Raw genomic sequence first — 25,024 nt, forward strand, 5'->3', positions numbered from 1 at the left:
CTACTTGCCGCCCACCCCCATCAGTCCGTTGATCAGCGCCCGCCTGGCGACGAGGTAGACGGCGAAGATGGGTACGACGGAGAGGACGATGGCCGCCAGGACGGCGGGGATGTTCACGCCGAACTGGCTCATGAAGTTGAACAGTCCCAGCGTCAGGACACGCTGTTCCTCGGACTGGGTCAGGATCAGCGGGAAGAGGAAGCCGTTCCACGCCTGCAGGGCCGAGAAGATCGCCACCGTGCTGATTCCGGCCTTGGAGAGCGGGACGGCCAGCTGCCAGAGCATGCGCCAGGCAGAGGCGCCGTCCAGAGCCATCGCCTCGTACATCTCCTCGGAGACGTCGCGCATGGTGCCGCTGAGCACCAGGACCGCCACCGGCATCGCGAAGGCGGCCGTCGGGAGGATGATGGCCCAGAGGGTGTCGTACAGCCCCATCTTGCCGATCATGAGGTACAGGGGGACGATCACCGCCTGCGCCGGGATCGCCACACCGAGCAGGAACGTCCGGAAGGCGAGGGAAGAGAGCCGGCTGCGGGTGCGCACCGCCACGTACGCGACGGGCACCGAGAGCGCCAGCACGATGGCGACCGTGGCGACCGCGACGATCGCGGTGTTCCCGATCAGCGAGAGGAAACCGCTGTCCAGCACCGTCCGGTAGTTCTCGAACGTCGGGTCGGTGGGCACTGCCAGCGGATCGCCGTTCAGCGCCTGGTCCTGACGCATCAGGGACGCGGAGACCAGCGTGTACAGGGGCACCAGGACGATCAGGAGCCAGATCAGCGAACCGACGCCGGCGACCGGGTTGCCCAGGTGCCTGCGCCTGCGGACGGGGCGGATGTGGCGGGGCGCCGAGGTCTTCATCCGGCGCTGCGGCGCCTCGGGTCGGGTGTCGATCGACATCTCGTCACATACCTTCCCGGGTGGACCGCATGGCCCCGAAGCCGCTGAAGCGGACCATGAGCAGCGAGATACTTGTGGCCACCACGACGAGGGCGGTGGCGATGGCCGCCGCGTAGCCGAGGTCGTAGGTCTGGAAACCGGTCCGGTACATCAGGTACGGCAGGATCGTGGTGTCCGTGCCGGGACCGCCCTTGGTCATGATCAGCACGGTGTCGAAGTAGGTCAGCGAGCCGACGATCATCAGCACCGACGAGGTGGTCATGGTGTGGCGCAGCTGCGGCAGGGTGATGTGGAAGAACTGCCGCACCATGCCCGCGCCGTCGATGGAGGCGGCCTGGTAGAGGACCTCCGGGATCTGCCGAGCTCCGCCCTGGTAGATCAGGGTGTGGAACGGCATGAACTGCCAGCCGCCGACGAAGGCGACCACGAGCAGCGCGCCGGTGGACGACCCCATGACGTTGGGGTCGATGCCGATCCAGGGCCCGATCGTCTGGATCACTCCGAAGTTGGGATCCAGCAGGGCGTGGAAGAGCATCGCGATGGCGGTGGTGGAGAGCAGCAGCGGGATGAAGAAGACCGCGGAGAGGAAGGCCCGGCTGCGCTGGCGGCCCGCCGCCCAGACGCCGAGCAGCAGGGCCACCGGTGTCTGGAAGACCCAGCTGATCGTGGTGAGCAGGAGGCTGAGCCACGCGGCCTGGCCGAACTCCGAGTCCTTGAAGAGCCTGGTCCAGTTGTCCAGGCCGGTCAGGACCGGGGAGTCGAGCCCGTCCCATGTGCAGAACGAGAGGTAGACGGCGATCGCCAGGGGGACGATCGCGAACACGGCGAAGAAGAGGATGCCGGGGAGTGCCCAGGCGACCGGCGGGCGGCCGACGTTGCCGACGGCCGCCTTCCCGTCTCCGTGCCTCTTCGCGACCGGAGTGTGGTGGGACATCGTTACTTCGCGGCCTTCATTGCTTCGACGAACTGCTCGGGGGTCGTCTTGCCGGCGAACAGCTTGCTGATCTCCGTGAGCAGTGGCGTGGCGTACTGGGCTTCGAGTGCCTGGTCCCACGAGAGAGTGAAGCTCGGGGCCTTCTGCACCATTTCGTACTGGTCGGTGGCGAACTGCGGGTTGGGGGAACCGCTCAGCATCGACGCGGCGTTGGAGGTGGTGGGTACGTCACCGTTGTCGACGAGGGCCTGCGCGTAGCTCTTCGACGCCATTGTCTTCAGGAAGGCGATCGCCTCGTCCTTGTGCTTGGTCCGGGCGTTCACCGACCAGTAGTTGGTCGGGTTGCCGACCACGTTCGCGGGGTCCCCCACCCCACCGGCCACGGTCGGGAAGCCGGTCCAGCCGAGGTCCTTCTTCGCGAACTCGGGGGCCTTGCCCAGCTGGGTCGAGTACTCCCAGGAACCCATGAGGTGCATGGCGGCCTTGCCCTTGTTGAGCAGGGTCGGGGCTCCGCCGTTCCCGTAGTCGACGGAGTTGAAGTTCTTGCCGAAGGCACCTTCGTCGACGAGTTCCTTGACGGTCTGCGCCGTCTTGAGGACCGCCGGGTCGCCCCAGCCGTCGGTGTCACCGTCCTGGATCCTCTTGAAGACCTCGGGGCCGCCGATCCGGTCCAGCAGGTACTCCATCCACATCAGTTCGGGCCACTTGTCCGAGCCACCCAGCGCGAAGGGGGTGATTCCGGCGGCCTTGAAGGTCTTGATGGCCCCCTGGAGGTCTTCCCAGGTCTTGGGCGGCTCGATCTTGTGCTCGGCGAAGAGCGCCTTGTTGTAGAAGAGCATCACGGGCTGCATGCCTCGCATGGGGACGCCGTAGACCTTCCCCTCGAGGCCTCCGGCCGCCATGATCGAGGGAAGGAAGCCGTCCTTGAGAGTGGGGTCGCCGTTGACCGTCGACGTGAGATCCACCAGGTCCTCGGAGTCGACGTACGGCTTGATGGAACCGCCGCCCCAGTTGAAGAAGACGTCGGGCGCGCTGGGGGATCCCATGGCGCTGCGCAGCTTGTTCACGTAGTCGGTGCCAGGGACCGACACCAGCTTGACCTTGACCTCGGAGGTCTTGTTGAAGGTGTCGACGGCGGCCTGCTGGACCTTCACCGCGTCGTCGCCGTAGACATAGGCCGTGATGGTTCCGCCGCCGCTCCCGCCGCTCCCGGATCCGCAGCCGGCCAGCAGCCCGGCCATGGCCAGCGCCGCACCCGCCGCGGCCCATCTCGTCGTACGTGTTCCCTGAGTGAATATCCCCGACCGCATGACCGCACCCTCTGTCGAATGTTTCGGCGTGGCTTTCGAATGTTGCCGGAACCGTACGGTCGTGTTTCGGGCCCGTCAAGAGGGCAGGAGCAAGGATTTACGAACCTTGCCCGGACGCGTGCGCCGGGCCGCAGTCGGGCTACGATTCGTGCATGAGCCCCGCAAAGGTCCAGCCCCAACAGGAGAAGGCGCGCGCCGACGAGCCTTCGGAGAGCACCGCCACGCTGGCGGAGATCGCCCGAGCCGCCGGTGTTTCGGCTCCGACAGTTTCGAAGGTGCTGAACGGCCGCGCCGACGTCGCCCCCGGTACGCGCACGAAGGTGGAGGAGCTGCTGCTGCGTCACGGCTACCGCCGCAGGCGTGGCGCCACCCAGCAGTCCCAGCTCATCGACCTGGTCTTCCACGAGCTGGACAGCGCCTGGGCGATGGAGGTCGTCCGAGGGGTGGAGAACGTCGCGAGGGAGGAGGGCCTGAGTCTGGTCCTCTCGGAGAGCGCCGGGCGGCTCACGCCCGGTCAGACCTGGGTCGACGGCGTGCTGGCGCGCCGCCCCGCCGGGGTCATCCTCGTGCTCTCCGATCTCGACGCGGCTCAGCGGGCCCAGCTCACCAGCCGCTCCATCCCGTTCGTCGTCGTCGATCCGGCGGGGGACCCGGGCGACGACATCCCTTCGGTGGGTGCGGCCAACTGGCAGGGCGGTCTCGCCGCCACACGCCATCTGACAGGCCTGGGCCACCGGCGGATCGGTGTCATCGGCGGACCGAGCAGGATGATGTGCAGCCGCGCCAGGCTGGACGGCTACCGCGCGGCCCTGGAGACGTCCGGCGTGCCGCTGGATCCGCGGCTGGTGCGGGAGGGCGAGTTCCACCACGAGGACGGCTACACGGCGGCGCTGGAACTCCTCCGGCTGCCGGACCGGCCCACCGCGATCTTCGCGGGCAACGACCTCCAGGCCCTCGGCGTCTACGAGGCCGCGCGGGAACTGGGCCTGCGGATCCCCGAGGACCTCAGCGTGGTGGGTTTCGACGATCTGCCGCTGACACGCTGGATCGGTCCCCCGCTCACCACGGTGCGCCAGCCGCTCATCGAGATGGCGGAGACCGCCGCGCGCCTCGTGCTCGACCTCGGCCGGGGGAAGCAGCCCGCGACCACCCGGGTCGATCTGGCGACGAGCCTCGTGGTCCGCAGCAGCACCGCGCCGCCGGCAGGCTGAGGGGCACCCGGCCGCCCTGTGACCATCCGTGATCGGGGCGGACGCCGTCGTTGCGGGCCGTTGTCAGTGGGTGGGTGCAGACTTACCCGTATCCGGCACGACGGCGTTTCGGGAGGTCCTTGTCATGACCGATGTACTGCTCACCGTAGGCACCCGCAAGGGGCTGTTCATCGGCCGAAGGCGCGGCGGCACCTGGCAGTTCGGCGATCCGCATTTCAACGCGCAGGCGATCTACTCGATCGCGATCGACACCCGGACCGCCGCGCCGCGGCTGCTGGTGGGCGGCGACAGCGCGCACTGGGGCCCCTCGGTGTTCCACTCGGACGACCTGGGCGCGAGCTGGGTCGAGCCGGAGCAGCCCGCCGTGAAGTTCCCGAAGTTCACCGACGCGTCGTTGGAGCGCGTCTGGCAGCTGCATCCCGCGGGCCCCGAGGCCCCCGATGTCGTCTACGCCGGCACGGAACCCGCGGCACTGTTCCGTTCGGACGACCGAGGGGAGTCCTTCTCCCTGGTCCGCCCGCTCTGGGAGCACCCCACGCGCTCGGCCTGGGTGCCGGGCGGCGGCGGCGAGGGCCTGCACACCATCCTGACCGATTCGAGGGACGCCCGGGCGGTGACCGTCGCGGTCTCCACCGCGGGCGTCTTCCGCACCGAGGACGGCGGTGAGCGCTGGGAACCGTCCAACAAGGGTGTCTCCGCGGTCTTCCTGCCGGACCCGGACCCGGAGTTCGGCCAGTGCGTGCACAAGGTCACCAGGGACGCCGCCGACCCCGACCGCCTCTATCTGCAGAACCACTGGGGCGTCTTCCGCAGTGACGACGGGGGGAGACGCTGGAAGGACATCGGGGCGGGTCTGCCCTCGGACTTCGGGTTCGCCGCGGCGGCGCACCCGCGCCGCGCTGACACCTTCTACGTCTTCCCGATCAACGCCGACGCGGACCGTGTCCCGGCCGGTCACCGCTGCCGGGTCTACCGCACCCAGGACGCCGGCGAGACCTGGGAACCCCTGAGCGTGGGCCTTCCGGACGGCGACCACTACGGCACCGTGCTGCGCGACGCCCTCTGCACGGACGACGCCGATCCGGCAGGGATCTACTTCGGCAACCGCAACGGCGAGGTGTACGCGAGCGCGGACGACGGTGACACCTGGCAGCAGCTCGCCTCGCACCTGCCGGACGTGCTCTGCGTACGCGCGGCCGTGATCGGCTGAGAGGGCGGGGCGCGCGGGTGCTCCGGGGCGGGCTCAGACCTCGCTAGGCACACAGAGCACGGGGACCGCCGACAGGTGGAGGAGCTTGTGCGGGGTGGAGCCCAGCAGCGCGCCCCGCATCGGGCTCTCGCCCCAGCTGCCCACCACGATGACGCGGGCGGCGTGTCGCGACGCCGCCTCGATCAGCGCGTCGGCGGGCTTCAGGTCGATCACCTCCACGGTGGCGGCCACCCCGGACTCCTCTGCCGCGGCGACCGCGTGCTCCAGCCCGGTGCGTCCGGCCTGCCGGATGGCCTCCTGGTGGGCGCCGTACTCCTCGCCGGTGGGTCCGGGGGCCGCCGCGCCGAAGACCAGTACGAGGCGCTCACCGAAGGCGTTCGCCACCTCGATCGCGATCCGCAGGGCGCGTGCGGCGCCCGGCGACTCGTCGTAGCCGAGCACGACGGACATCTCAGACCTCCTTGCCGTCGAGGAGCGCGGGGTCGACGACGCTCCTGCGCTCGGCCCAGAAGGCCGGGGACCGCCATCGCAGGACCACCATGAGGAGAACCCCGAGCAGGCTGATGCCGATGCCGATCACGAGTGGCGGCCCCAGCCCGAACCAGGACGTCCCGCTGTACGAGTTCGCGGGGTCCGACATGTCGATGACCGACCGGACGAGCAGCCATGTCAGCAGACCCGCTCCGACCACAGGACCGAGGCCGATCAGCAGGAAGTTGCGCAGGCTCGACGTCAGCCGGCGACGGTAGTAGACCGCGCACGCCACACCGGTGAGCGCGTAGTAGAAGGCGATCAGCAGCGAGAGCGCGGTCAGTGAGTCGAATAGCGCGTTCTCACTGATCTGGTTGACGACGACGTACCAGGCGATGGCGATCACGGCCACCCACCACGTGCTCACGTCGGGCGTCCGGAAGCGTGGGCTGATCCGCCCGAAGTGGGCGGGCAGTGCGTGCCGGCGGGCCATCGACAGGGCGGTGCGTGAGGCGGGAATGATGGTTGTCTGGGTCGAGGCGATCGCCGAGGTGGCGACGGCGAGCAGGACGATCCAGTCCCATCCGCCCATGACCTCCTCGGCCAGGAGGGCGAAGATGAACTCCTCCTCGTCGGCGTTCTCCGCAAGATAGGCCGTCCCCGCGAAGGCGACGACGGCGAAGCCCACGGACAGGTAGGTCACCAGCAGGATCACCGTCGACCACACACCGGCCTTTCCGGGGGCGGTGGCGGAGTCCTCGACCTCCTCGGTGAGGTTGACCGCCGATTCCCAGCCCCAGTAGATGAAGACACCCAGCAGCAGACCACTCGTCAGGGCAGCGCCGCCCGCGCCGAAGGGGTTGAGCCAGTCGACCGAGGGCCGGACCGAGTCGAATGACGTCGTACCGGCGTAGACCCGGTAGAGCGCGACGACGACGAACACGAGGAGGAAGGCCACCTGCGCCAGGATCAGCGCGTTCTGCACCTTGGCGGACAGCTCGGTGCCGATGACGCACAGCCCGGTCATCACGATGATCAGGATCACGGTGAGGAGCTGGCGGACGAAGGTGTTCTCCGCCCAGCTGTCGAGGCCGACCGCCATCAGCCCGAAGCTCACGGCGACGTCGGCCAGCGACCCCACCACGAGCACCCCTGTCATCGTGATGGCCCATCCACCGAGCCAGCCCGTCCACGGCCCGAGGGCCCGGGTCACCCAGGAGAAGGTGGTTCCGCAGTCCTGGTCGGCCTTGTTCAGGTAGAAGAAGGCCGAGGCGATGAGCAGCATCGGCACGAAGGAGGCGAACAGGACTCCAGGCGCGTAGACGCCGACGAGAGCGACGATCGGGCCGATGACGGCGGCCACCGAATAGGCGGGCGACGTGGCGTTCAGTCCGATGACCAGGGCGTCGACGAAGCCGATCGCGTCCGGCTTCAGGCTCGCCGGCTGCGCCGGTCCAGCGCTGTCCTCTGCCATGTTCCCTCGCTCGCCCACCGGCCCGGAGACAAAACGGAATATTTCCATCCATATGCTAGGGAGCGGTGTGCGGGTGTGCACTTCAGGCGGGGACGCTCCGATCCGCCGTCAGGAACCGTCCGGTCGCTGTCCCTGCTCACGCATGCCCCACGGGGCTCCGTACTCGGTGAGCAGGTCGAGGAACGGCCGAGGCGGCATCGCCTCGGGGCCCAGTACACCGATGCCTCCCCAGGTGCCGTCGGCGAGGAGTTCGAGGGCCGCGACGGGGTTGATGGCGGTCTGCCAGACCACGGCCTGCGAGCCGTACTCCCGCATCGACCACTGGTTGTCGACCACGTGGTAGAGGTAGACCTCTCGCGGCTTCCCGTCCTTGGTGCCCTTCACCCACGTCCCGGCGCAGGTCTTTCCGTGCATGCGCTCGCCGAGTCCGGCGGGGTCCGGCAGACACGCGGCCACCACGTCCCGGGGCGAGACCGCGGCCACTCCGGTCCCGCTCCTCACGGCGACCGGGTCCGTGCGGTCCAGACCCAGCTTGTGAAGGGTGCGCAGCACCCCGATGAACTCGTCGCCGAGGCCGTACTTGAAGGTCACCCGCCGTGCCTTCACCCTGCGCGGGACGAGGAGGACCTCCTCGTGCTCGACGTTCACGCACTCGATGGGCCCGATGCCCTCGGGGAAGTCGAAGACCTCGGGCTCGCTGAACGGGGCCGTGGTGAACCAGCCTCGCTCCTCCTCGTAGACGACGGGCGGGTTCAGGCACTCCTCGATGGTGGTCCAGATACTGAAGGAAGGGGCGAAGTCGTAGCCGCCCACCGTCAGGTCGGCGCCGTCACGGATGCCGATCTCCTCGATGTCGTCGAAGAGCTCGTCGGAGGCGTAACGGGCGAACACGTCCGAGAGTCCGGGTTCCACACCCATTCCGACGAGCGCGAGGCGTCCGGCTGCCTCCCACTCGGCGGCGCGCTCGAACTGCGCGTCACCCAGCTTGACGCCGCACTGCTCGTACGGGCGGGTCGGATGCGGGTGGGACAGGGACATGGCCATGTCCAGGTAGTGCGTGCCCTGGGCCAGGGCAGCCTCGAACAGAGGCATGACGAAGCGCGGGTCGGTGGCGTTGAGCAGGACGTCACAGTCGTGCTCGGCGAGGGCGCCGGCCACGGCCTCCCGTTCCGAGGCGTCCAGGCGGATCGCTCCGAAACGGGCGGCGCTCTCACCCAGCGACGCGACGGCGGCCTCCGCCCGTCGCTGGTCGTAGTCGGCCACGACCATGCGCTCGAAGAAGGGCCGTCGTGCCGCGATCCGTGTGATCGCCGAGCCCACGCCTCCCGCGCCGACGAGGAGAATTCGCACCGCGCACCACCCCTCAGGCGTCTGCCACGCCTACGACACGCACCGGTCCGTCCGGTCCGGCGGAGTGGGGACGCTAACAGCCGCATGGTCCCGGTCACGGACACCGCCCGGACGGTGTCGCACGTCCGGGCCATCGCGGCGCGGCCGGCCACCCGTACGGCCCCGGGAGCACTACCCGGACATGAACCCGGCCCCACCGGGCGGGGGGGGTGCCGGTGGGGCCGGATGCTCACGGCGGTGCGGGGGCAGCCACCGGAACTCGGGTCAACCGGCGTCTTCCCCGCCCGGGCGGACCTATGCGGGTCCTCGGCGGGAATTTCCGCGTGCACGGCGACCGGCCCGGACCGTCCCGGCCCGCATCCCACCGGGGGACCGCCCGCGCGCACCGGGCCCGTTCACGGCAGGCGCCAGTCCACGGGCGGCTCTCCCCCACGGACCAGGTAGTCGTTCACCCTGCTGAAGGGCCGGGAACCGAAGAACCCGCGGTCCGCCGACATGGGCGAAGGGTGCGCGGACTCGACCGCGGGCAGGTCCCCCAGGAGCGGACGGAGATTACGGGCGTCGCGCCCCCACAGCACCGACACCATCGGCTTGCCCCGGGCGACCAGGGCTCGGATGGCCTGCTCCGTCACTTCCTCCCAGCCCTTCCCGCGGTGCGCGGCCGGCTTGCCCGGGGCCGTGGTCAGCGCGCGGTTGAGCAGGAGCACGCCCTGGCGCGTCCACGGGGTCAGGTCTCCGTTGGACGGCCTCGGGTGGCCGAGGTCGGTGTGCAGCTCCCGGAAGATGTTCTCCAGGCTGCCGGGCAGCCGCCGCACGTCCGGTGCGACCGCGAAGCTGAGCCCGATGGCCATACCCGGAGTCGGGTAGGGATCCTGACCCACGATCAGGACGCGTACGTCCTCGAAGGGCTGCTGGAAGGCGCGCAGGACGTTCTTCCCGGCCGGCAGATAGGTCCGGCCCGCTCCGATCTCGGCGCGGAGGAAGTTCCCCATGGCCGCGACCCGGTCCGCCACGGGCTCCAACGCCTCGGCCCAGCCGGGTTCCACGATTTCGCTCAACGGTCGCGCTGCCACGGTCCTCACCCTACCGGCCCACACCGGCCGTGTGATCATCCGGGCCCGTACGGTCCGCCGGACGGGAGATAGGCTGCGCGTCGTCGTCACTCCCCCACCCCTCGGAGCCTTGCATGAGGTCGCCTCACCGGACCCGGTCCGCAGTGACCGAGACGTCCGAACAGCCCTGCGCCACAGGGCGGGTGACGTGATCGGTTCCCCGAAGGAGTGGGTACTCGGGGTCGACTCCGGCGGCTCGGGCCTGAGGGTGGGCCTGCGCCGGGCGGACGGGCAGGGGCCGGTCCACACCGAGGCCGGTGCCGAGCCCGTGCGCACCGGGCCGGACGGCATCGACGCCGGCCACATGCTGGATTTGCTGCTCCCGGCGGCCAGGCGGCTGATGGAGCGGGCGGGACCGGACGCCGTGGTTCCCGCCGCCGCCGTCGGCGCGGCCGGGATGGCGACGCTCGGGGACCGGCTGCGCGCCGAGCTGCCCACCGCGCTCGCCGACGCGCTGGGTGTGCGGCGGGTGGCGCTGGCCGCCGACGCCGTCACCGCGTACACGGGTGCGCTGGGGCAGCGCCCCGGGGCCGTCGTCGCCGCCGGCACCGGGTTGATCGCGCTGGGCACCGATCTGGGCGAGTGGCGCAGGGCGGACGGCTGGGGACATCTGCTCGGCGACAGCGGCGGCGGAGCGTGGATCGGACGGGCAGGGCTCGACGCGGCGATGCGGGCCCACGACGGCAGGCGCGGCGGCTCACCGGCACTGCTGGCGAGGCTCGAAGCGGTGTTCGGGCCGGTGGCCGGGCTCCCCGGCCTGCTCTACCCGCGTACGGACCGCCCCGCACTGCTCGCCTCATTCGCCCCGGAGGTCGGGGCCTGCGCGGCGGCCGACCCGGTGGCGGCGGAGATCCTGCGCGAGGCGGCGGCCCACATCGCGGCGGCCGCGGCCGCCGTATGCCCCGGACCGGGCCGTGCCGGCGGCTGCGAGATCGCCCTTACCGGAGGCCTGTTCCGCATGGGGGAGCCGCTGGCCGCTCCGTTGCGGAAGGAGCTGGCCGAACAGGTCCCCCAGGCGCGGGTGGTCCCGGCCGCGGGTGATCCGCTGCACGGCGCCCTGGAGATCGCCGGCGCGCTCTCGGGGCCCGGACTGCGTGTACCGCACCACCCGTCGCTCCTGTTCGTACCGGAATGTCCGCAGCGGCACTGACCAGGGCCGTCAGGACGGCAGGCCGTGGCGGGACGGGTGATCGGCGCGGTCGTCCCCGGAGAAGGGCAGGTCAGTCGCCTCCCCCGCAACTCAACAGACATATACGGACAGATAACGCCCGACCGCCCCCTCCCCGAACAGAGAGGCACTCGAAACCAGTAGCATGCGGCGCCATGAGCACCCCCACTGGGCCCGCTTCCGGCCTGCCAGTACGAATGCCGCGACCTCGCCAGTCCGGACGGCACCGCCGCCCGGAGCCCGTGGTCGCACCTGAGGGCGCCGCCGCGCTCGTTCTCGCCCTTCCCGGCACACCTTCCCCGGCCTCGCGCGGCCTGGCGGAGGAAGTGATCAGCATCGCGCGTTCCGAGCTGCCCGGCCTGAACGCGCGTATCGGCTATCTCGACGGTGACGACGCCGAGTATCCGACGCTCGCCTCCGTGCTCACGCACACCGCCGCCGAGCGTACGGCGCGCTACGAGCAGGCGGTCGCCGCCGGCCGTGAGGTGGCCGAGCCCTCGGGCCCGTCCGCCGTCGTGGTCCCGCTGCTCGCCGGTCCGGACAGCGCCCTGATCAGGCGCATACGGCAGGCCGTCATGGACAGCGGCACCCAGGCCGAGCTGACCGATGTGCTGGGCCCGCACCCGTTGCTCGCCGAGGCGCTGCACGTGCGGCTCTCGGAGGCCGGTCTCGCCCGCGCCGACCGCGCACGGCTGTTCACCGTGGCCACGGCGGCCGACGGCATCATCCTCGCCACGGTGGGCGGCGAGGAGGCTGTGCAGGCCGCAGGGATCACGGGCATGCTGCTGGCCGCCCGTCTGGCGGTGCCGGTGATGGCCGCGGCCCTGGACGTGGACGGTTCGGTCGCGTCGATCGCGGAGCAGCTGCAGAACTCCGGCTCCGCGCAGCTCGCTCTGGCGCCGTACCTGGTGGGCCCCGAGATCGGGACGGAGCTGCTGGAAGCGGCGGCGAAGGAGGCGGGCTGCGCGACGGCCGAGCCCCTCGGTGCCTACCCGGCCATCGGCAAGCTGGTCCTGTCGCTCTACGCGACGGCGCTGGGGATCACCCCGGCCACGCCCCAGGGCGCCCAGGCGCACTGACCCGTACCACGCATGCCAGGGAGGCGCGGACCGGAGAACCGGTCCGCGCCTCCCTGGCGTGCGACGGGGGCACGCGGCCCGTGGCGGCCCTCAGGCGAAGACCACGCAGGAGGCCGCCGGAGCATCGATGGAGCCGGCGTGTGCGGGAACGCCCGTCTCCGCGTCCACCGCGAACCAGCTGACGTTCCCGGAGTGCTCGTTGGCCGCGTACAGCCACTGCCCCGAGGGATCGAGGGCCAGATCGCGCGGCCAGCGGCCACCGCAGCCGACCGCCGCCACCAGGACGGCCTTCTCACCCGACTCGTCGAGGGTCAGCACCGAGATGCTGTCGTGGCCCCGGTTCGCGGTCCAGAGGAAACGGCCGTCGTGCGAGACCACCACCTCGGACGGGTAGGTGCGTGCGGCGGTCCGCCCGTGATCGTCGTGCTCGGGCAGCACCGGCGTCTCCCCCAAAGGCTCGATCCGCCCCTCGACGGCGTCCCAGCGGCACACGGTGACGGTCGGTTCCAGCTCGTTGAGGACGTAGAGGTGACGCCCGGACGGGTGAAACGCGAGATGGCGGGGCCCGGTCCCGGGGCGCAGGGCCGCTTCCGTGTGCAGCCGCAGAGTCCCGGTGGCGGGGTCGAGGGCGCAGACGCGCACGGAATCCGTGCCGAGGTCCACGCTCAGCACCCATGCCCCGGTCGGATCGGCGAGGACCTGGTGTGCGTGCGGGCCCGACTGCCGGCTGTCGTCGGGGCCGCTGCCTTCGTGGCGCAGCACGTCGCCGGCCGGTCCGGGAGCACCGTCCTCACCGAGCGGCAGTGCGGTGACGCTGCCGGACCCGTAGTTGGCGGTGAGCAGATGCCCGGCGGCGAGGGAGAGGTGCGTGGGACCGCTCCCGCCGACCGGCCTTACCTCTCCGAGAGGGCGCGGAGTGCCGTCGTCCTCGATGGTGAAGGCGGCTGCGGCACCCGGGGAGGTCTCGCTCACCGCGTAGAGCACGGTGGCGCCTGTCGCCTGGCCGACCGCGAGGAAGGAGGGGTCGGCCACGGCGTCCGTGACCGCGAGCACGACCGGCTCCCCGGTGTCCCTGTCGACCTCCGCGACGATGATCCCGCGGCCGCCCGCCGAGGTGAACGACCCTATGAATGCCCGCTGTGCGTGGTCGGCGCCCATCGCGCTACCCCTCTTCACGTCCGTCACGATCTTCCCGGCCGACGGTAGCAGGCAGGCCGTCGCCGCCCGGAGCGAAGCCGGGCCCGGAGCCGCGGTGGCCGGGGACTCCGGGTCCCGGCGAAGGCGGCGGTTCGGGGAAGGTCACCTGCCGCTGGAGCCGGGAGCACGGTGTCCCGCGTCCGCCGTGCGGCCGCTCGACCCGCGCCGGGCTGCCGGTCTCAGGCGCCGGCGGGAACCCGGCCGGGCCTGCGCAGGGGCACGGCGAGTTCGAGCAGGGCGCGCTCCAGCGCGTGGAGGTGGGCGAGCACCTGCTCGGCACCCGCAGGCTCGGTCGCCGGTGCGTCCTCGGGGCGGCCCGGCTGCCGCGCGTCTGCCGGCGCCGCCTCGGTGAGTGCCTGGACGGCGGCTTCCACCCTCCAGCACGCGGCCGCGAGCCGGATGTCGTGGGATGCCTCCGGATCGGCGGCCACGGAAGCCAGGCCGCGCACCTCGCGTGCGCAGTCGTCGAGGAGTGCGAGTACCGTGCGCGCCCGGCGCTTGCGGGCCCTGAGCGGGTTGAGCGGGTGCACCAGCGGTGCGAGCGACAGCCGCACCCGGCCCAGGATCGCCTCCAGCTCGGCCACACGCCGGGGCGGGTCGGCGTCATCGCTCCCGGCGAGCCGGGCGGCGGCCTCCTCCGTGCAGGTGTGCACGCACCGCAGGGCGCGCTCGACCCACGCCTCGGTCACGGAGTGCGTGGTGACGGGAAGGACGAGCAGGACCGCCAGCACGGCGCCCAGCGCGCCCGCCGCCGTCTCGGTCACCCGCAGGATCAGCAGTCCCGTGTCGAGGACGCCGAGCAGTCCGTAGAGCATGCTGGCCATGACGGTGACGGCCAGCATCATCCAGGTGTAGGAGACCGCGGCGGTGTAGAAGATCCCGAACAGGCTCGCCGCCACGACCACCGCGACCACGACCGGCTGGTGGTGCAGCGGCACGGCGAGGACGAAGCCCAGGCCGATCCCGAGCACCGTTCCCAGGAAGCGCCGGAACCCCCGGACCACGGTCTCCCCGCGCGAGGCCGTCGCGACGAACACCCACCATGTGGCGCCGACCGCCCAGTACCAGCGCTGATCGGACAGCACCTGTCCGGCTCCGAGCGCGAAGGCGGCTCCGGCGGTCGCCTGGACCGCCTGCCTCGTGGTGATCCGCCCCAGCCCTGTGGCGGATCCGGGCAGCGCCACCGCCGCCGGGACCGGGATCCGCCGCTCGTAGCACCACACCCCGAAGCGCACCGCCGACGACGCGGCGAGGGACAGCAGCACGGCCGCGTACAGCTCGGGCAGGCGGTCCGGCACGGTGTGCAGGAACTGTGCCGAGAAGTACGCCATGAAGCCGAACACCCCGAGAGAGTGCCCGCGGGGCCCCCAGCGCCTCGCGTAGACCCCCGCACCCACGACGGCGAGGAACGCGAGGTCGCGGGCCACGGGGACATCGTGCAGCAGGGCGGCGAGCGTGAGGACAGGAAGTCCGACGGCAGGGAGGAGGGCGGTCGTCACGGCCTGCCCGCGCACCGTCGGATCCGTCACCGTGAAGAGAGCGAGCAGCGCGGCGAGGCCACCGGCGATGGCCGCCTCCAGCGAGTGCCCCAGCACACCGCACAGCGTGACGGCGAGCCCTATACCGAGCACGGCCCGCGATGCGAAACGCAGCCGGATCAGCCCCGGGTCGGGTGCGAAGAACGCCCTCTTCAGCAAGTTGTCTCGCACCTTTCGCGCAGGGGACGGCCTGGACATGAGAAAGGCGCTACAGAGATCCCCGTCGGGACCCGCAGCGCCATTGACCTCATCATTTCAGCATCCGACCTGCTGATGGTTCAACTCACGTCGGTACACCTGGGCCAATGGCACACGCTTTTCCCGCCGGGCTGCACCATGACAGAGCCAACGGACCAGGACGGATGACCTCGCACCGCCTGGCCCGTCCGCATGGGACGCCTCGGGAGCGGATCCGCTGCCGGTGGCGGGGAGCCGGTGGCGTCCAGGCCCGGGGTCCGCTCACCTCGGCCGCCCGTCGCGCGCGGCCTGCCCAACACCGGCAGCCCGGGGGTGTGGCGCTCAGCGGCCGTAGGCGGCCCTGCACAGGTCGACGACATCCGCCGAAGCGACCCCCCGGCCTGTCGCGCAGACGGAGCGCATGTCGTGCGGCGGCCGTGGCAGACGGGCCCGGGGGCGGTCGGCGCGGCGCGGCACCTGATACGGCGGCGCCTGGACCCGGGGCGCACCCCGGATCGCGCGGCGGGCGGGCGGGGCGGCCTCCTCCGCCTGCCGGGCAGGCCCGCTCCCCCGCTCCGCCTCCTCCCGTCTCCCGGCCCTGCCGTGGGCCGGCCGCTCCTCCGAGGTGCCGAGGGAGTCGTGGGCCGCCGGTGGCGCGACAGGCGGGGCGGACGTCGCCGCCGCGGCGCCGGAGCGCGGATCGGCCGCCGGAGCGGGCCTCACCGTCTCGGGCTGGACGGACACGCAGCCGGCCGTACTCAGCAGGGCGATCAGCACGAGGGACAGCGACCGGAGGTTCATGCCTGGTCAACGACGCTCCGGGCGGCCGGACACGTCCCTGAGGTTCCGGTTCGGGTCCGTGGACGAGGTGGGTCAGCCGGGCAGGCCCGGCTGGGCGATCTCCAGCGCGCGGGCGATGGTCCGCGGCAGTTCGGACGGCTGCGGGTCCGCTCCACCCGCCCACTGCTCGACGGCGACACGGAGCGCTCCGTTGAGTACGGTCGCCTGCACCCGCGGCGCGAGGTCGTCGGCGGACCGTCCCGTCCGTTCGGCGATGACCTCCGCGAAAACCGCCTCGGCGTCGCGGTGGACCTGGAGCCATACGGCGCGCAGGCCCGGTTCGGTCCGGGTGAGCAGGACCAGGTCGCGCAGTGCGCCGGTATCGGTGGCCGAGGCGGGGAGCGAGGCCGAGTCACCGACGACGGCCCGCACCAGGGGCCGGTCGCGTGGCCATGACCTCATGAGCGAGGTGACGACGTCGAGCGCGTACGTCAGGAGCGGTCGGACGCAGAGTTCCTTGGAGGAGGTGTAGCGCCAGAGGGTCCGCTGGGAGATACCCGCGGCCGTGGCGATCTCCTCCGCGGTCGTCGCCGCGACTCCGCGGTCGGCGAAGAGGCGTACGGCCGCGTGGGCGATGTCCAGCCTGGTCGCGGCCTTGCGTCGTTCGGTCAGCGGCGGGCGGCCGAGGCGGGTTCCACCGCGGGCCGCCGGCCCGCCCCCGGCCACCACGGGGTCCTGAGCCCCTCCGACGTGCACGGCGTCCATGGCTTCCGGTCACCTCCCTCTCCCGCACCGCTCTCATCCTAAGAGCTGTCGCGCGATGCCCGGCGGGCGCGGGACCTCCGGGCACGGCACCCGGCCGCGCCGCCGGAACGACCGCGCCCATCCCGTGCCGCGGATGACCCGCCGCCTCGCGACCGCCGTGTGCGAAGCCGGGTGCCGGGTCAACGGGCATCGCGGGACGGACCTCGCCCTCCGTTTTCTGTCACCACACGCCATTTTGGCGCTCAGCGCCAATAAAGGCTAGCGTGCGGCTCCACCCACGAACACGAGGAGCATCACGTGAGCGTCACCACCGCCACCCCCGGCCGGAGCGTCGTCGTCACCGGAGCCGGATCGGGCATCGGACGGGCCACAGCCCTGCTGTTCGCGAAGGAGGGGGCCCGTGTGGTGATCGCCGATGTGGACGGCGCCTCGGCACGGTCGGCGGCCGACGAGGTGGAGAGGGCGGGCGGAACCGCGGTGACGGCGGTCGGGGACCTGCGGGAGCAGTCGGTCGTCGACCGGGTCGTGGCGACCGCGGTCGAGGAGTTCGGCGGGATAGACGTGCTCGTCAACAACGCCGGGGTCATGGACAGCATGTCGGCGGCGGCCGACACGGGCGACGACGAGTGGGAGCGGGTGATCGGCATCAACCTCACGGCACCGTTCCGTCTGACCCGGGCCGCGCTCCCGCACATGCTGGCGGCCGGCGGCGGCGCGATCGTCTTCACCGCGTCCGAGGCGTCCCTGAGGGGCAGCGCGGCGGGCGCCGCGTACACCGCGTCCAAGCACGGCATCGCCGGCCTGACCAAGTCACTGGCCGTCATGTACCGCGACCGGGGCATTCGCACCAACGCCATCGCTCCGGGCGGCACCGTGACCAACATCCGGGTCGACGCGGACCGCGGGGCGCACGGGCCGGCCGCCCTCGCCCCGTACATGGGCAACGTCGGCAAGCCCGCGCAGGCGGAGGAGCAGGCGGCCGCGATCGTCTTCCTCGCGTCCGCGGCCGCCGGCAACATCAACGGGGCGATCCTGCCCGTCGACAACGGCTGGTCCGCGGTCTGAGCGGCGGGGCTCCCCCGGCCGCACTCCTCACACACGCACCTTGGGGCGGCGGGAGGGGCCCCTCGCCGCCCCTTCCCGGGCCGGCCACCGGCGATGAGCACCTGTCAGGTCACCGGCCGAGGGGGAGGCCCCGGCCCGCCGGTCCCGGCCGGCCCGTCGCGCCCGGCACTCCGGGTAGAGTCGGGCGACCCGATCACCGAGCCGGAGGAGTACAGCCGGGCATGGCGGTGGACACCCTCGACACCCGTATCCTGCGGCTGCTCATCGAGCAGCCGCGCACCAGCGTGCGCGAGTACGCACGTGTCCTGGGCATCGCGCGCGGCACACTCCAGGCCAGGCTGGACCGGCTGGAGCGGGACGGGGTCATCACGGGGACGGGACCCTCCCTCTCCCCCGCCGCTCTCGGCCACCCGGTGCTGGCCTTCGTCCATCTGGAGGTCACCCAGGGGCATCTGGACGAGGTGGGGGACGCGCTCGCGGCCGTACCGGAGATCATCGAGGCGTTCTCCACCACGGGCGGCGGCGACCTTCTGACCCGCGTCGTGGCCCGTGACAACGGCCACCTCGAGGACGTGATCCAGCGGCTGATCCAGCTTCCCGGGGTGGTGCGGACCCGCACCGAGGTGGCGCTGCGCGAGCGCGTGGCCCACCGCGTCCTGCCGCTGGTGGAGGCCGTGGGGCGGACGTCGGGCGCCCCTGACTGACCACCGCTCGGGCATGCTGGGATCCATGGAGATCCAGCAGCCCCCGGCCCACTCCGTCATCTTCGACCTCGACGGCACGCTCGTCGACAGCGAGCCGGCCTACTACGAAGCGGGGCGCCGGCTCCTCGCCCGCTACGGGGTACGGGACTTCAGCTGGGAGAACCACACGCGTTTCCTCGGCATCGGCACGCGCGAGACGCTCACCGTGCTGCGCGAGGAGTACGGGATCGAGGCTCCCGTGGACGAGTTGCTGGCCGGCAAGAACGCCCTGTACCTGGAGCTCGCCGAACACTCCGTCACCGCCTTCCCCGAGATGCGCGCCCTGGTGGAACGCCTGCACGGGAACGGGGTCGCCATGGCGGTGGCCTCCGGGTCGTCCAGGGCCGCCATCGAGATCGTGCTCGGGGTCACCGGGCTGCGGGAGTACCTGCCCGTCCTCGTCTCCGCCGATGAGGTGGCCCACGGCAAGCCGGCCCCGGACGTGTTCCTGGAAGCCGCCGGGCGGCTGGGGGCAGCACCGGATTCCTGCGTGGTTCTGGAGGATGCCGTGCCGGGCGTCAGGGCCGCCCTGGCGGCCGGCATGCGCTGCGTGGCGGTCCCCGGTACCGAAGTGCCGCCGGATCCAGCGGCGTTCGGCGCGGTGGATCTCCTCTTCCCGGGCGGGCAGGACGAATTCACCGCCGAGGCGGTGCTCTCCTGGCTGGCCGGCGGCTGAGAACCGCCGTTTCGTGCCGGAACGGGCGACACCGATCCGCCCCTCCGGCCGAGGCCGGGCGAACTGCGGCCGTGGGTACGGATATCCTGATCATGCCGCGCACCCCGAAGCACCGCACCGGGGCGATGAGTCCGATGGGGTCACCGCCGCGGCAGTCGGAGCGGGCCACGATTCGAGATTGGTGTGCACAGGTGCTGGTTGCTGGGCGGTACCGGCTGATATCCCCCATCGGCCGTGGCGGAATGGGTGAGGTGTGGCGCGCCACCGACGAGGTGCTGGGGCGCTCCGTGGCGGTGAAGCTGCTGCTGGGCGACGAGGCCGACGCCTCGTCCACCGCTCGTTTCCGCCTGGAGGCGCAGACGGCGGCGCGGCTGAGTCATCCTCACCTGGTGGCGGTGTTCGACTTCGGTGCCTGGGAGAACCGCTTCTTCCTGGTGATGGAGCTGGTCGAGGGCCAGAGCCTCGGGGACCTGCTGGAGAGTCAGGAACGAGTGCTGCCCGAGCAGGTCGCGCACATCGCCGGGCAGGCCGCCGCCGGCCTCGCCGCGGCCCACCGGCAGGGCATCGTCCACCGGGACATCAAGCCGGGCAACCTGATGCTGGACGCCGACGGCTCCGTGAAGATCGGGGACTTCGGTATCGCGCAGTTCGTGGACGACCCCGCGACGGCACTGACCACGGCCGGCCACATCGTGGGCACCAGCCTGTATCTGGCACCTGAGCGGGCTCTCGGACGGACCGCCGATTCGGCTTCGGACATGTACTCGCTGGGCTGCGTGATCTACCAGCTCCTGGTCGGTCAGCCGCCGTTCCGTTCCGACACGGCGACGGCGACGCTGTACCAGCACGTGGACACACCACCCGTGCCGGTGCGGCAGCGGGGCGTGGACATCTCCCCCGCGTTCGACTCCTATCTGCTCGGCCTGCTCGCGAAGCGGCCGGAGGACCGGCCGACCGCGCAGCAGGCCGCTGACTGGTTCCGGACCGACGCCTGGCGAGGACACCCGAAGCCTCTGCCGCGGCACTCGCAGCCGCTCGACGGACCGCGGGTCGCCCAGGTGTCCGCTCCGGCTCCGGCCGCCCCGGCGGACGGCGGCGCTTCGAGGCACCGGCTGTCGCCGGCAACCGGCCGACGGCGGGCCGCGCCCCCGGCCCGCGCGTCCAGATCGGCGGGCCGTCCGGCGGCACGCCGGTTCAGCACGGGGGAAGCCATCCGCCGCCGTCCACGGGTGGCGAGCGCGGTGGCCGGAACGGTCGCGTTCCTGGCGGCGGTCTACCTCGGATCCGTCATCTTCGCGCCGGACACCGGGGCGGCCGGCACCCCGGACCCCGGTTCCTCACCGACCGCCGGCATCGACGCGCCTTCGGCGCCACCCGTGACGGATCCCGGCGGGGACCGGGGCGAGGGGGACGACTGACCCCTCGGGTCACCAGCGCGGGTGTACCTCAGCGCGGATCCGGCGGTCGTAGAGGTCACGTACGGCGTCCAGCGTGCCCTGCGGGAGCGGGGGAAGGGCTGCGGCCGAGGCATTGGCACGGGCCTGCGCGACCGAGCGCGCACCGGGGATCACGGTGGTGACACCAGGCTGCTGGACGATCCAGCGCAGCGCGGTCTGCGCCGGGGTCGTGCCTTCGGGGGCGAGAGCGGCAAACTCCGCGGCGGCGTCGACTCCCGTCCGGAAGTCGACGCCGGAGAACGTCTCACCCTGGTCGAACGCCTCACCGTGGCGGTTGTACGTGCGGTGGTCCTCGGCGGCGAAGACCGTGTCGGCGGTGTACCGCCCGGACAGGAGCCCGGAAGCCAGCGGCACCCGGGCGATGATCCCGACACCTGCCTCCAGCGCCGCGGGAAGGACCTCGTCGAGGGGCTTGAGGCGGAACGGGTTGAGGATGATCTGGACACTGGCGACGCCCGGCCTGGCGATCGCGGTCAGCGCCTCGGCGCACGTCTCGACGCTCACCGCGTAGGCCGCGATCCGCTGCTCCGCGACCAGCGTGTCGAGGGCGTCGTACACGGCGTCGGAGGAGAGCACCGCGGCCGGCGGGCAGTGGAGCTGTACGAGATCGAGGGTGTCGATGCCGAGATTGGCGCGCGAACGGTCGTTCCAGCTGCGAAAGTTGTCCAGTACGTAGTTCTCGGGCAACTGTTCGGCGCGTCGGCCCATCTTGGTGGCGACGAAGACGCCGGCGTCGGGCCTGTCCTTCATGTAGCGGCCGATGAGCTGTTCGCTCCGGCCGTCGCCGTAGACGTCCGCGGTGTCGAAGAAGGTGACCCCCGACTCGACGGCGGCGTCGAGGACGCCGAAGGCGTCGGCCTCCTCCACCTCGCCCCAGTCCCCGCCCAGCTGCCAGGTGCCCTGCCCCACGACCGATACGTCACGGCCGGTCCTGCCGAGTGTGCGCTGCTCCATGCGGATCATGCTACGCCGGGCGCCAGGTCCGGCGGCGGCCACCGCCGCCGGACCTGGCGTGCGCTCACCCGCCGGTCGTCACGCGGACGTAGTCGACGACGAGTTGCTGGGGAAGGGCGGTGCTGCCGTCCGGGTCACCCGGCCAGTAGCCCCCGACGGCGAGGTTGAGGATGAGGAAGAAGGGCTTGTCGAAGACCCAGGGGTTGCCGCTCAGGTCGGCGGGGGTCCTGCGCTGGTAGACGGTTCCGTCGACGGACCAGGTGATGGAGTCGGGCGCCCAGTCCACGGCGAAGGTGTGGAAGTCGTCGGCGAAGGCGGCCCCTCCCGGGAGGGAGTAGGCGGCGCCGATGCCGCCCGAGCCGGAGTAGCCGGGGCCGTGGATGGTGCCGTGGACGGTGCCGGGTTCGAAGCCGACGTTCTCCATGATGTCGATCTCGCCGCTGTTGGGCCAGCCGGCGCTTCCGATGTCCGCGCCGAGCATCCAGAACGCGGGCCAGATGCCCTGCCCGCGCGGGATCTTCATCCGGCTCTCGACGTGGCCGTAGGTCGCGGTGAACCTGCCGGAGGTGTTGAGCCGGGACGAGGTGTACTCGCAGGTCCCGTACCAGCACTGGTAGTTGCCGGGATTCTCCTTGCGTGCGGTGATGACCAGGTTGCCCTGGCCGTCGAGGGCGGCGTTGTCCGTGCCGGCCGTGTAGTACTGCCGCTCGTGGTTGGAGACGTTGTCGCCGGTCTCGGTCAGCCACTTCCCGCCGTCGACGGCGGAACCCGCGGGGCCGTCGAAGCCGTCCTCGAAGGCGACGGCCATCGTCCTGGCGGCCGGGGCGGACGCGTCGGCGTGGGGTCCGGGCGCGGCCGAGGCTCCGGCGGGCAGCGCGGTCATGACCACGGAGCAGCAGAGCAGCGAGAGTGCGGTGTAGAGCGTGGTACGGCGGCGCTTCGGAGAGCGGCGCGGAGCGACCTGGGGGGAGGGCACAGTCATCACATCTTTTCCGGTGGGGGGAAGTGCCGTCACACGCATTACTGTCATGCGCATGACAGATGTGCATCGAGAGGTGAACGTGCGACGCGGCTGCGCCACGCGTTTCGTTCAACACTTGATTTAAGGCAGCCTCCGTGCCCCAGTCAAGGAGTTGGTACGGACCGGTGGGGAGGAAGCGCGGCATCACCCCGGCCTCGCGATGCGGCGGACGGTCCTCGGCAGCACAGTGGAGGGAGGGACCGGCGCTGCCCGCCTCCCGCACCGGCTCGCCGGATGCCGGCCCGGCACGTCAGGCATCGTGGGGACCGGGGCGACGCCTGGAGAAGGCAGGGAGCACGCGGGGGCAGAGCGGGCGGTCGCGCGCCGTCCCACCGCGCACCGGCGGAAGGACCAGACGTGGACAGCGAGAGCGGATCACTGCGTTTCGTGGTGCAGATCCATGACGCCCGGCGCATGCACTTCGACTTCCGTCTGGAGGTCGGCGGCGTCCTGAAGTCATGGGCGGTGCCGCGCGGCCCGTCGGACAACCCGAGCGACAAGCGGCTCGCCGTGCCGACGGACGACCACCCTCTCGAGTACAGCGAGTTCGAGGGTGTCATCCCGCACGACGAGCAGGGCAGCGGCACGGTGATCGTCTGGGACCAGGGCACCTACAGCCCGACCAGCCATGACCTCGACGGTGCCCCGGTGCCTTTCGCCGAGTCACTGGAGAACGGACACGCCACGTTCCGGCTGGAGGGCACGAAGCTGCGCGGCGAGTTCGCCCTCACCCGGTTCCACATCGACGACGAGGACGGGGTCCGGGGGCCGGAGGCCTGGCTGCTGATCAAGGCCGACGACCGGCAGGCCGTGCACGACCGGCCGGGCACACCCGATCCCTACCACGCTCGGTCCGCCCGCACCGGACGCACCCTGCACCAGGTCGCCGTGGCAGCTCGCGGGAGCGGCGGCTGACCGGTCAGGACGTACTCCGCCCGCGCGGCAGGCCGCACGCCCCGGCCGGAAGTCCTTCCCGGTGTCGCGGTCGGCGAGGTGGGAACGCGGGTGCCGGGGCTCCCGCCGGGCGCGGTGTCCCGGCGGGGACGGCGCTCCGCCCGGACACCGCGCGTGCCGCACCCGGGCTGCCGCCCCGTGCACCACGGGCGCGAGCCGGACGGACGCGGCGCGTCAGGGGGTCCGGACCGCGGCGAGGTGTCCGAACACGACCACGTTGTCCTCGTAGTCCTTCTTCTTCTTGTCGTAGACACCACCGCAGGTGATCAGCCTCAGCTGGGCCGTCCCGTTGTCCGCGTACACCCGGTCACTGGGGAATTCCGCCTTGCTGAAGGTCTCGACCGAGTCGACCTCGAAGGTGGCGACGGCACCGTCCTCGCGGGTGATGTCGACGGTGTTGCCGGCCTTGAGGGTGCTGAGCAGCAGGAAGACGGCGGGGCCCGTCCTGGTGTCGACGTGTCCCGCGACGACGGAGGTACCGCGCTCCCCCGGGGTCGCACCGTCCTTGAACCAGCCGACCAGATTGGGGTCGCTCGGGGGCGGGGCGTCGAGCTGCCCCGAGGGGCCGATCGAGAGCGGTGTGAAGGGAGCGTCGACCGCGATCGACTTGATGCGGATCCGCTCGGGATCCGATGCGGGCAGGCCGGTCACGGGCATCGGTACCGAGGCAGAGGGGGAGGGCGCCGGAACCGACGGGATGGACACCACGGAGGGGGCCGGGGCGCCCCCTGCCGAAGCGTCGAAGGAGTTGTAGACGAGGAGGAAGCCCAGCCCCACCGCCACCAGGGGCCACAGCAGGGAACGGCCGAGGGCAGGGGAGGCGGGGGCTGGTTCGGACGGCTGCGGGGCGGCCATGCGGATGCTGCCTTTCGCGTACGGGCTGGACGTGCGGAGTGACGTACGGGCTGGACGTGCGGAGTGGCTGGACGACGGCGGGCGAGGGCGGCGGAGGGGAAAATCGGCGCGGCCACCGCCCTGGGGAGGGCGGCGGCCACGACAGAATTCCTACGGTCGCGCTTGGGGCATCAGACCGCGGCGGTCCCCGAGGCGTTGCGGCGACGCAGCTTGTAGGCCGCGGCACCGAGGCCACCGAGCATCAGCACCGAACCGGCGGCCAGGCCGCTGCCGGACAGCGCCATCGCGCCGCCACCGGTGTGGACACCGCCCTCGGGCTTCTCGTGCTTCCAGGTCTTCTCGCCGTCCGTGCCGCTGCCGGAACCGGACTCCTTGTCCTTCTCCCAGTCGTCGGAGGACACACCGGCCAGCGCACCGCCACCGGCGTGCACACCGCCCTCCGGCTTCTCGTGCTTCCACGAGTCCGGCTTCTCACGGTCGTCGTTGCCGCCGGACTCCTTGTCCCCCTTCTTCTCCCAGTCGTCGGACGACACACCGGCCAGCGCACCGCCACCGGCGTGCACACCGCCCTCCGGCTTCTCGTGCTTCCACGAGTCCGGCTTCTCACGGTCGTCGTTGCCGCC

The 25,024-nt window shown here is 71.7% G+C and carries 23 protein-coding genes and 1 pseudogene; 9 read left to right on the forward strand and 15 right to left on the reverse strand.

Annotation, left to right across the window (positions count from 1 at the left end; genetic code table 11):
• The 3 genes from ACFXOA_RS12745 to ACFXOA_RS12755 are packed head-to-tail and all read right to left on the reverse strand — an operon-like array spanning position 1 to position 3,081.
• Positions 1-900 carry a carbohydrate ABC transporter permease gene (locus ACFXOA_RS12745; RefSeq protein WP_385025891.1) on the reverse strand — a complete coding sequence of 300 codons (900 nt, stop codon included), beginning with the start codon at positions 898-900 and terminating at the stop codon, positions 1-3.
• 4 nt (positions 901-904) lie between these two features.
• The gene (locus tag ACFXOA_RS12750) at positions 905-1,834 is read right to left on the reverse strand and encodes a carbohydrate ABC transporter permease (RefSeq protein ID WP_385025894.1); all 930 of its coding nucleotides are present in this window, start codon (positions 1,832-1,834) and stop codon (positions 905-907) included.
• Between the two features lie 2 nt (positions 1,835-1,836).
• The gene (locus tag ACFXOA_RS12755) at positions 1,837-3,081 is read right to left on the reverse strand and encodes an extracellular solute-binding protein (protein WP_385025969.1); all 1,245 of its coding nucleotides are present in this window, start codon (positions 3,079-3,081) and stop codon (positions 1,837-1,839) included.
• A gap of 215 nt (positions 3,082-3,296) precedes the next feature.
• On the opposite strand from ACFXOA_RS12755, the gene ACFXOA_RS12760 reads away from it, so the two are divergent.
• On the forward strand, positions 3,297-4,355 hold the full coding sequence (locus tag ACFXOA_RS12760; protein WP_385025897.1) for a LacI family DNA-binding transcriptional regulator: 1,059 nt from the start codon (positions 3,297-3,299) through the stop codon (positions 4,353-4,355).
• Positions 4,356-4,479: 124 nt separating this feature from the next.
• Complete coding sequence (locus ACFXOA_RS12765) at positions 4,480-5,565, forward strand: WD40/YVTN/BNR-like repeat-containing protein (RefSeq protein WP_385025900.1); 1,086 nt, start codon at positions 4,480-4,482, stop codon at positions 5,563-5,565.
• A 33-nt stretch (positions 5,566-5,598) separates the two neighbouring features.
• On the opposite strand, the gene ACFXOA_RS12770 is transcribed toward ACFXOA_RS12765, so the two are convergent.
• The 4 genes from ACFXOA_RS12770 to ACFXOA_RS12785 form a co-directional block, all read right to left on the reverse strand.
• The gene (locus ACFXOA_RS12770) at positions 5,599-6,015 is read right to left on the reverse strand and encodes a universal stress protein (protein ID WP_385025903.1); all 417 of its coding nucleotides are present in this window, start codon (positions 6,013-6,015) and stop codon (positions 5,599-5,601) included.
• A 1-nt stretch (position 6,016) separates the two neighbouring features.
• Positions 6,017-7,510 carry an APC family permease gene (locus tag ACFXOA_RS12775; RefSeq protein WP_385025906.1) on the reverse strand — a complete coding sequence of 498 codons (1,494 nt, stop codon included), beginning with the start codon at positions 7,508-7,510 and terminating at the stop codon, positions 6,017-6,019.
• Positions 7,511-7,618: 108 nt separating this feature from the next.
• A complete protein-coding gene (locus tag ACFXOA_RS12780) occupies positions 7,619-8,860 on the reverse strand; it encodes a saccharopine dehydrogenase family protein (RefSeq protein ID WP_385025909.1) in 1,242 nt (413 codons plus the stop codon).
• 395 nt (positions 8,861-9,255) lie between these two features.
• Positions 9,256-9,933 carry a uracil-DNA glycosylase gene (locus tag ACFXOA_RS12785; protein WP_385025912.1) on the reverse strand — a complete coding sequence of 226 codons (678 nt, stop codon included), beginning with the start codon at positions 9,931-9,933 and terminating at the stop codon, positions 9,256-9,258.
• Between the two features lie 187 nt (positions 9,934-10,120).
• On the opposite strand from ACFXOA_RS12785, the gene ACFXOA_RS12790 reads away from it, so the two are divergent.
• Positions 10,121-11,122 (forward strand): N-acetylglucosamine kinase, encoded by a 1,002-nt coding sequence (locus ACFXOA_RS12790; RefSeq protein WP_385025915.1) that lies wholly within the window; start codon positions 10,121-10,123, stop codon positions 11,120-11,122.
• Between the two features lie 173 nt (positions 11,123-11,295).
• Entirely contained in the window at positions 11,296-12,219 is a 924-nt protein-coding gene (locus tag ACFXOA_RS12795) for a sirohydrochlorin chelatase (protein WP_385025918.1), read from the forward strand.
• A gap of 90 nt (positions 12,220-12,309) precedes the next feature.
• Here the strand turns inward: ACFXOA_RS12795 and ACFXOA_RS12800 are convergent, their stop codons facing one another.
• From ACFXOA_RS12800 to ACFXOA_RS12815, 4 genes are all read right to left on the reverse strand, one after another.
• A complete protein-coding gene (locus ACFXOA_RS12800; protein WP_385025972.1) occupies positions 12,310-13,377 on the reverse strand; it encodes a lactonase family protein in 1,068 nt (355 codons plus the stop codon).
• 218 nt (positions 13,378-13,595) lie between these two features.
• The gene (locus tag ACFXOA_RS12805) at positions 13,596-15,113 is read right to left on the reverse strand and encodes an FUSC family protein (RefSeq protein ID WP_385025921.1); all 1,518 of its coding nucleotides are present in this window, start codon (positions 15,111-15,113) and stop codon (positions 13,596-13,598) included.
• A gap of 360 nt (positions 15,114-15,473) precedes the next feature.
• On the reverse strand, positions 15,474-15,932 hold the full coding sequence (locus ACFXOA_RS12810) for a hypothetical protein (protein ID WP_385025924.1): 459 nt from the start codon (positions 15,930-15,932) through the stop codon (positions 15,474-15,476).
• Between the two features lie 72 nt (positions 15,933-16,004).
• Positions 16,005-16,676, reverse strand: a complete 672-nt coding sequence (locus tag ACFXOA_RS12815) for a TetR/AcrR family transcriptional regulator (RefSeq protein WP_385025927.1) — start codon at positions 16,674-16,676, stop codon at positions 16,005-16,007.
• 297 nt (positions 16,677-16,973) lie between these two features.
• Here ACFXOA_RS12815 and ACFXOA_RS12820 point away from each other — a divergent pair, with 297 nt between their 5' ends.
• The 4 genes from ACFXOA_RS12820 (at position 16,974) to ACFXOA_RS12835 (ending at position 20,578) form a co-directional block, all read left to right on the forward strand.
• Positions 16,974-17,741, forward strand: a complete 768-nt coding sequence (locus tag ACFXOA_RS12820) for an SDR family NAD(P)-dependent oxidoreductase (RefSeq protein WP_385025930.1) — start codon at positions 16,974-16,976, stop codon at positions 17,739-17,741.
• A 221-nt stretch (positions 17,742-17,962) separates the two neighbouring features.
• On the forward strand, positions 17,963-18,445 hold the full coding sequence (locus tag ACFXOA_RS12825; RefSeq protein ID WP_385025933.1) for an Lrp/AsnC family transcriptional regulator: 483 nt from the start codon (positions 17,963-17,965) through the stop codon (positions 18,443-18,445).
• 25 nt (positions 18,446-18,470) lie between these two features.
• Complete coding sequence (locus ACFXOA_RS12830) at positions 18,471-19,160, forward strand: HAD family hydrolase (RefSeq protein ID WP_385025936.1); 690 nt, start codon at positions 18,471-18,473, stop codon at positions 19,158-19,160.
• A gap of 242 nt (positions 19,161-19,402) precedes the next feature.
• Positions 19,403-20,578, forward strand: a complete 1,176-nt coding sequence (locus tag ACFXOA_RS12835; protein ID WP_385025975.1) for a serine/threonine-protein kinase — start codon at positions 19,403-19,405, stop codon at positions 20,576-20,578.
• A gap of 9 nt (positions 20,579-20,587) precedes the next feature.
• Here ACFXOA_RS12835 and ACFXOA_RS12840 read toward each other — a convergent pair whose 3' ends face one another.
• Together ACFXOA_RS12840 and ACFXOA_RS12845 are read right to left on the reverse strand one after the other, a co-directional pair.
• The gene (locus tag ACFXOA_RS12840) at positions 20,588-21,580 is read right to left on the reverse strand and encodes an aldo/keto reductase (protein ID WP_385025939.1); all 993 of its coding nucleotides are present in this window, start codon (positions 21,578-21,580) and stop codon (positions 20,588-20,590) included.
• A gap of 55 nt (positions 21,581-21,635) precedes the next feature.
• The gene (locus ACFXOA_RS12845; RefSeq protein WP_385025942.1) at positions 21,636-22,553 is read right to left on the reverse strand and encodes a family 16 glycosylhydrolase; all 918 of its coding nucleotides are present in this window, start codon (positions 22,551-22,553) and stop codon (positions 21,636-21,638) included.
• Between the two features lie 396 nt (positions 22,554-22,949).
• On the opposite strand from ACFXOA_RS12845, the gene ACFXOA_RS12850 reads away from it, so the two are divergent.
• The gene (locus ACFXOA_RS12850) at positions 22,950-23,507 is read left to right on the forward strand and encodes a DNA polymerase ligase N-terminal domain-containing protein (RefSeq protein ID WP_385025945.1); all 558 of its coding nucleotides are present in this window, start codon (positions 22,950-22,952) and stop codon (positions 23,505-23,507) included.
• A gap of 213 nt (positions 23,508-23,720) precedes the next feature.
• Here ACFXOA_RS12850 and ACFXOA_RS12855 read toward each other — a convergent pair whose 3' ends face one another.
• Together ACFXOA_RS12855 and ACFXOA_RS12860 are read right to left on the reverse strand one after the other, a co-directional pair.
• The gene (locus ACFXOA_RS12855) at positions 23,721-24,401 is read right to left on the reverse strand and encodes a class F sortase (protein ID WP_385025948.1); all 681 of its coding nucleotides are present in this window, start codon (positions 24,399-24,401) and stop codon (positions 23,721-23,723) included.
• A 170-nt stretch (positions 24,402-24,571) separates the two neighbouring features.
• Positions 24,572-25,024 (reverse strand): annotated as a pseudogene (locus ACFXOA_RS12860) (hypothetical protein); the annotation flags it as partial.

It is taken from the genome of Streptomyces sp. NPDC059166 (assembly GCF_042755185.1).
In the GTDB taxonomy this organism is placed as follows: Bacteria; Actinomycetota; Actinomycetes; order Streptomycetales; family Streptomycetaceae; genus Streptomyces.

Coding starts and splice junctions, on each gene's coding strand:
- ACFXOA_RS12745 (WP_385025891.1), bottom strand. CDS start 900: ATGTCGATCGACACCCGACCCGAGGCGCCGCAGCGCCGGATGAAGACC.
- ACFXOA_RS12750 (WP_385025894.1), bottom strand. CDS start 1,834: ATGTCCCACCACACTCCGGTCGCGAAGAGGCACGGAGACGGGAAGGCG.
- ACFXOA_RS12760 (WP_385025897.1), top strand. CDS start 3,297: ATGAGCCCCGCAAAGGTCCAGCCCCAACAGGAGAAGGCGCGCGCCGAC.
- ACFXOA_RS12765 (WP_385025900.1), top strand. CDS start 4,480: ATGACCGATGTACTGCTCACCGTAGGCACCCGCAAGGGGCTGTTCATC.
- ACFXOA_RS12770 (WP_385025903.1), bottom strand. CDS start 6,015: ATGTCCGTCGTGCTCGGCTACGACGAGTCGCCGGGCGCCGCACGCGCC.
- ACFXOA_RS12775 (WP_385025906.1), bottom strand. CDS start 7,510: ATGGCAGAGGACAGCGCTGGACCGGCGCAGCCGGCGAGCCTGAAGCCG.
- ACFXOA_RS12795 (WP_385025918.1), top strand. CDS start 11,296: ATGAGCACCCCCACTGGGCCCGCTTCCGGCCTGCCAGTACGAATGCCG.
- ACFXOA_RS12800 (WP_385025972.1), bottom strand. CDS start 13,377: ATGGGCGCCGACCACGCACAGCGGGCATTCATAGGGTCGTTCACCTCG.
- ACFXOA_RS12810 (WP_385025924.1), bottom strand. CDS start 15,932: ATGAACCTCCGGTCGCTGTCCCTCGTGCTGATCGCCCTGCTGAGTACG.
- ACFXOA_RS12815 (WP_385025927.1), bottom strand. CDS start 16,676: ATGGACGCCGTGCACGTCGGAGGGGCTCAGGACCCCGTGGTGGCCGGG.
- ACFXOA_RS12825 (WP_385025933.1), top strand. CDS start 17,963: ATGGCGGTGGACACCCTCGACACCCGTATCCTGCGGCTGCTCATCGAG.
- ACFXOA_RS12830 (WP_385025936.1), top strand. CDS start 18,471: ATGGAGATCCAGCAGCCCCCGGCCCACTCCGTCATCTTCGACCTCGAC.
- ACFXOA_RS12835 (WP_385025975.1), top strand. CDS start 19,403: ATGGGTGAGGTGTGGCGCGCCACCGACGAGGTGCTGGGGCGCTCCGTG.
- ACFXOA_RS12840 (WP_385025939.1), bottom strand. CDS start 21,580: ATGATCCGCATGGAGCAGCGCACACTCGGCAGGACCGGCCGTGACGTA.
- ACFXOA_RS12845 (WP_385025942.1), bottom strand. CDS start 22,553: ATGACTGTGCCCTCCCCCCAGGTCGCTCCGCGCCGCTCTCCGAAGCGC.
- ACFXOA_RS12855 (WP_385025948.1), bottom strand. CDS start 24,401: ATGGCCGCCCCGCAGCCGTCCGAACCAGCCCCCGCCTCCCCTGCCCTC.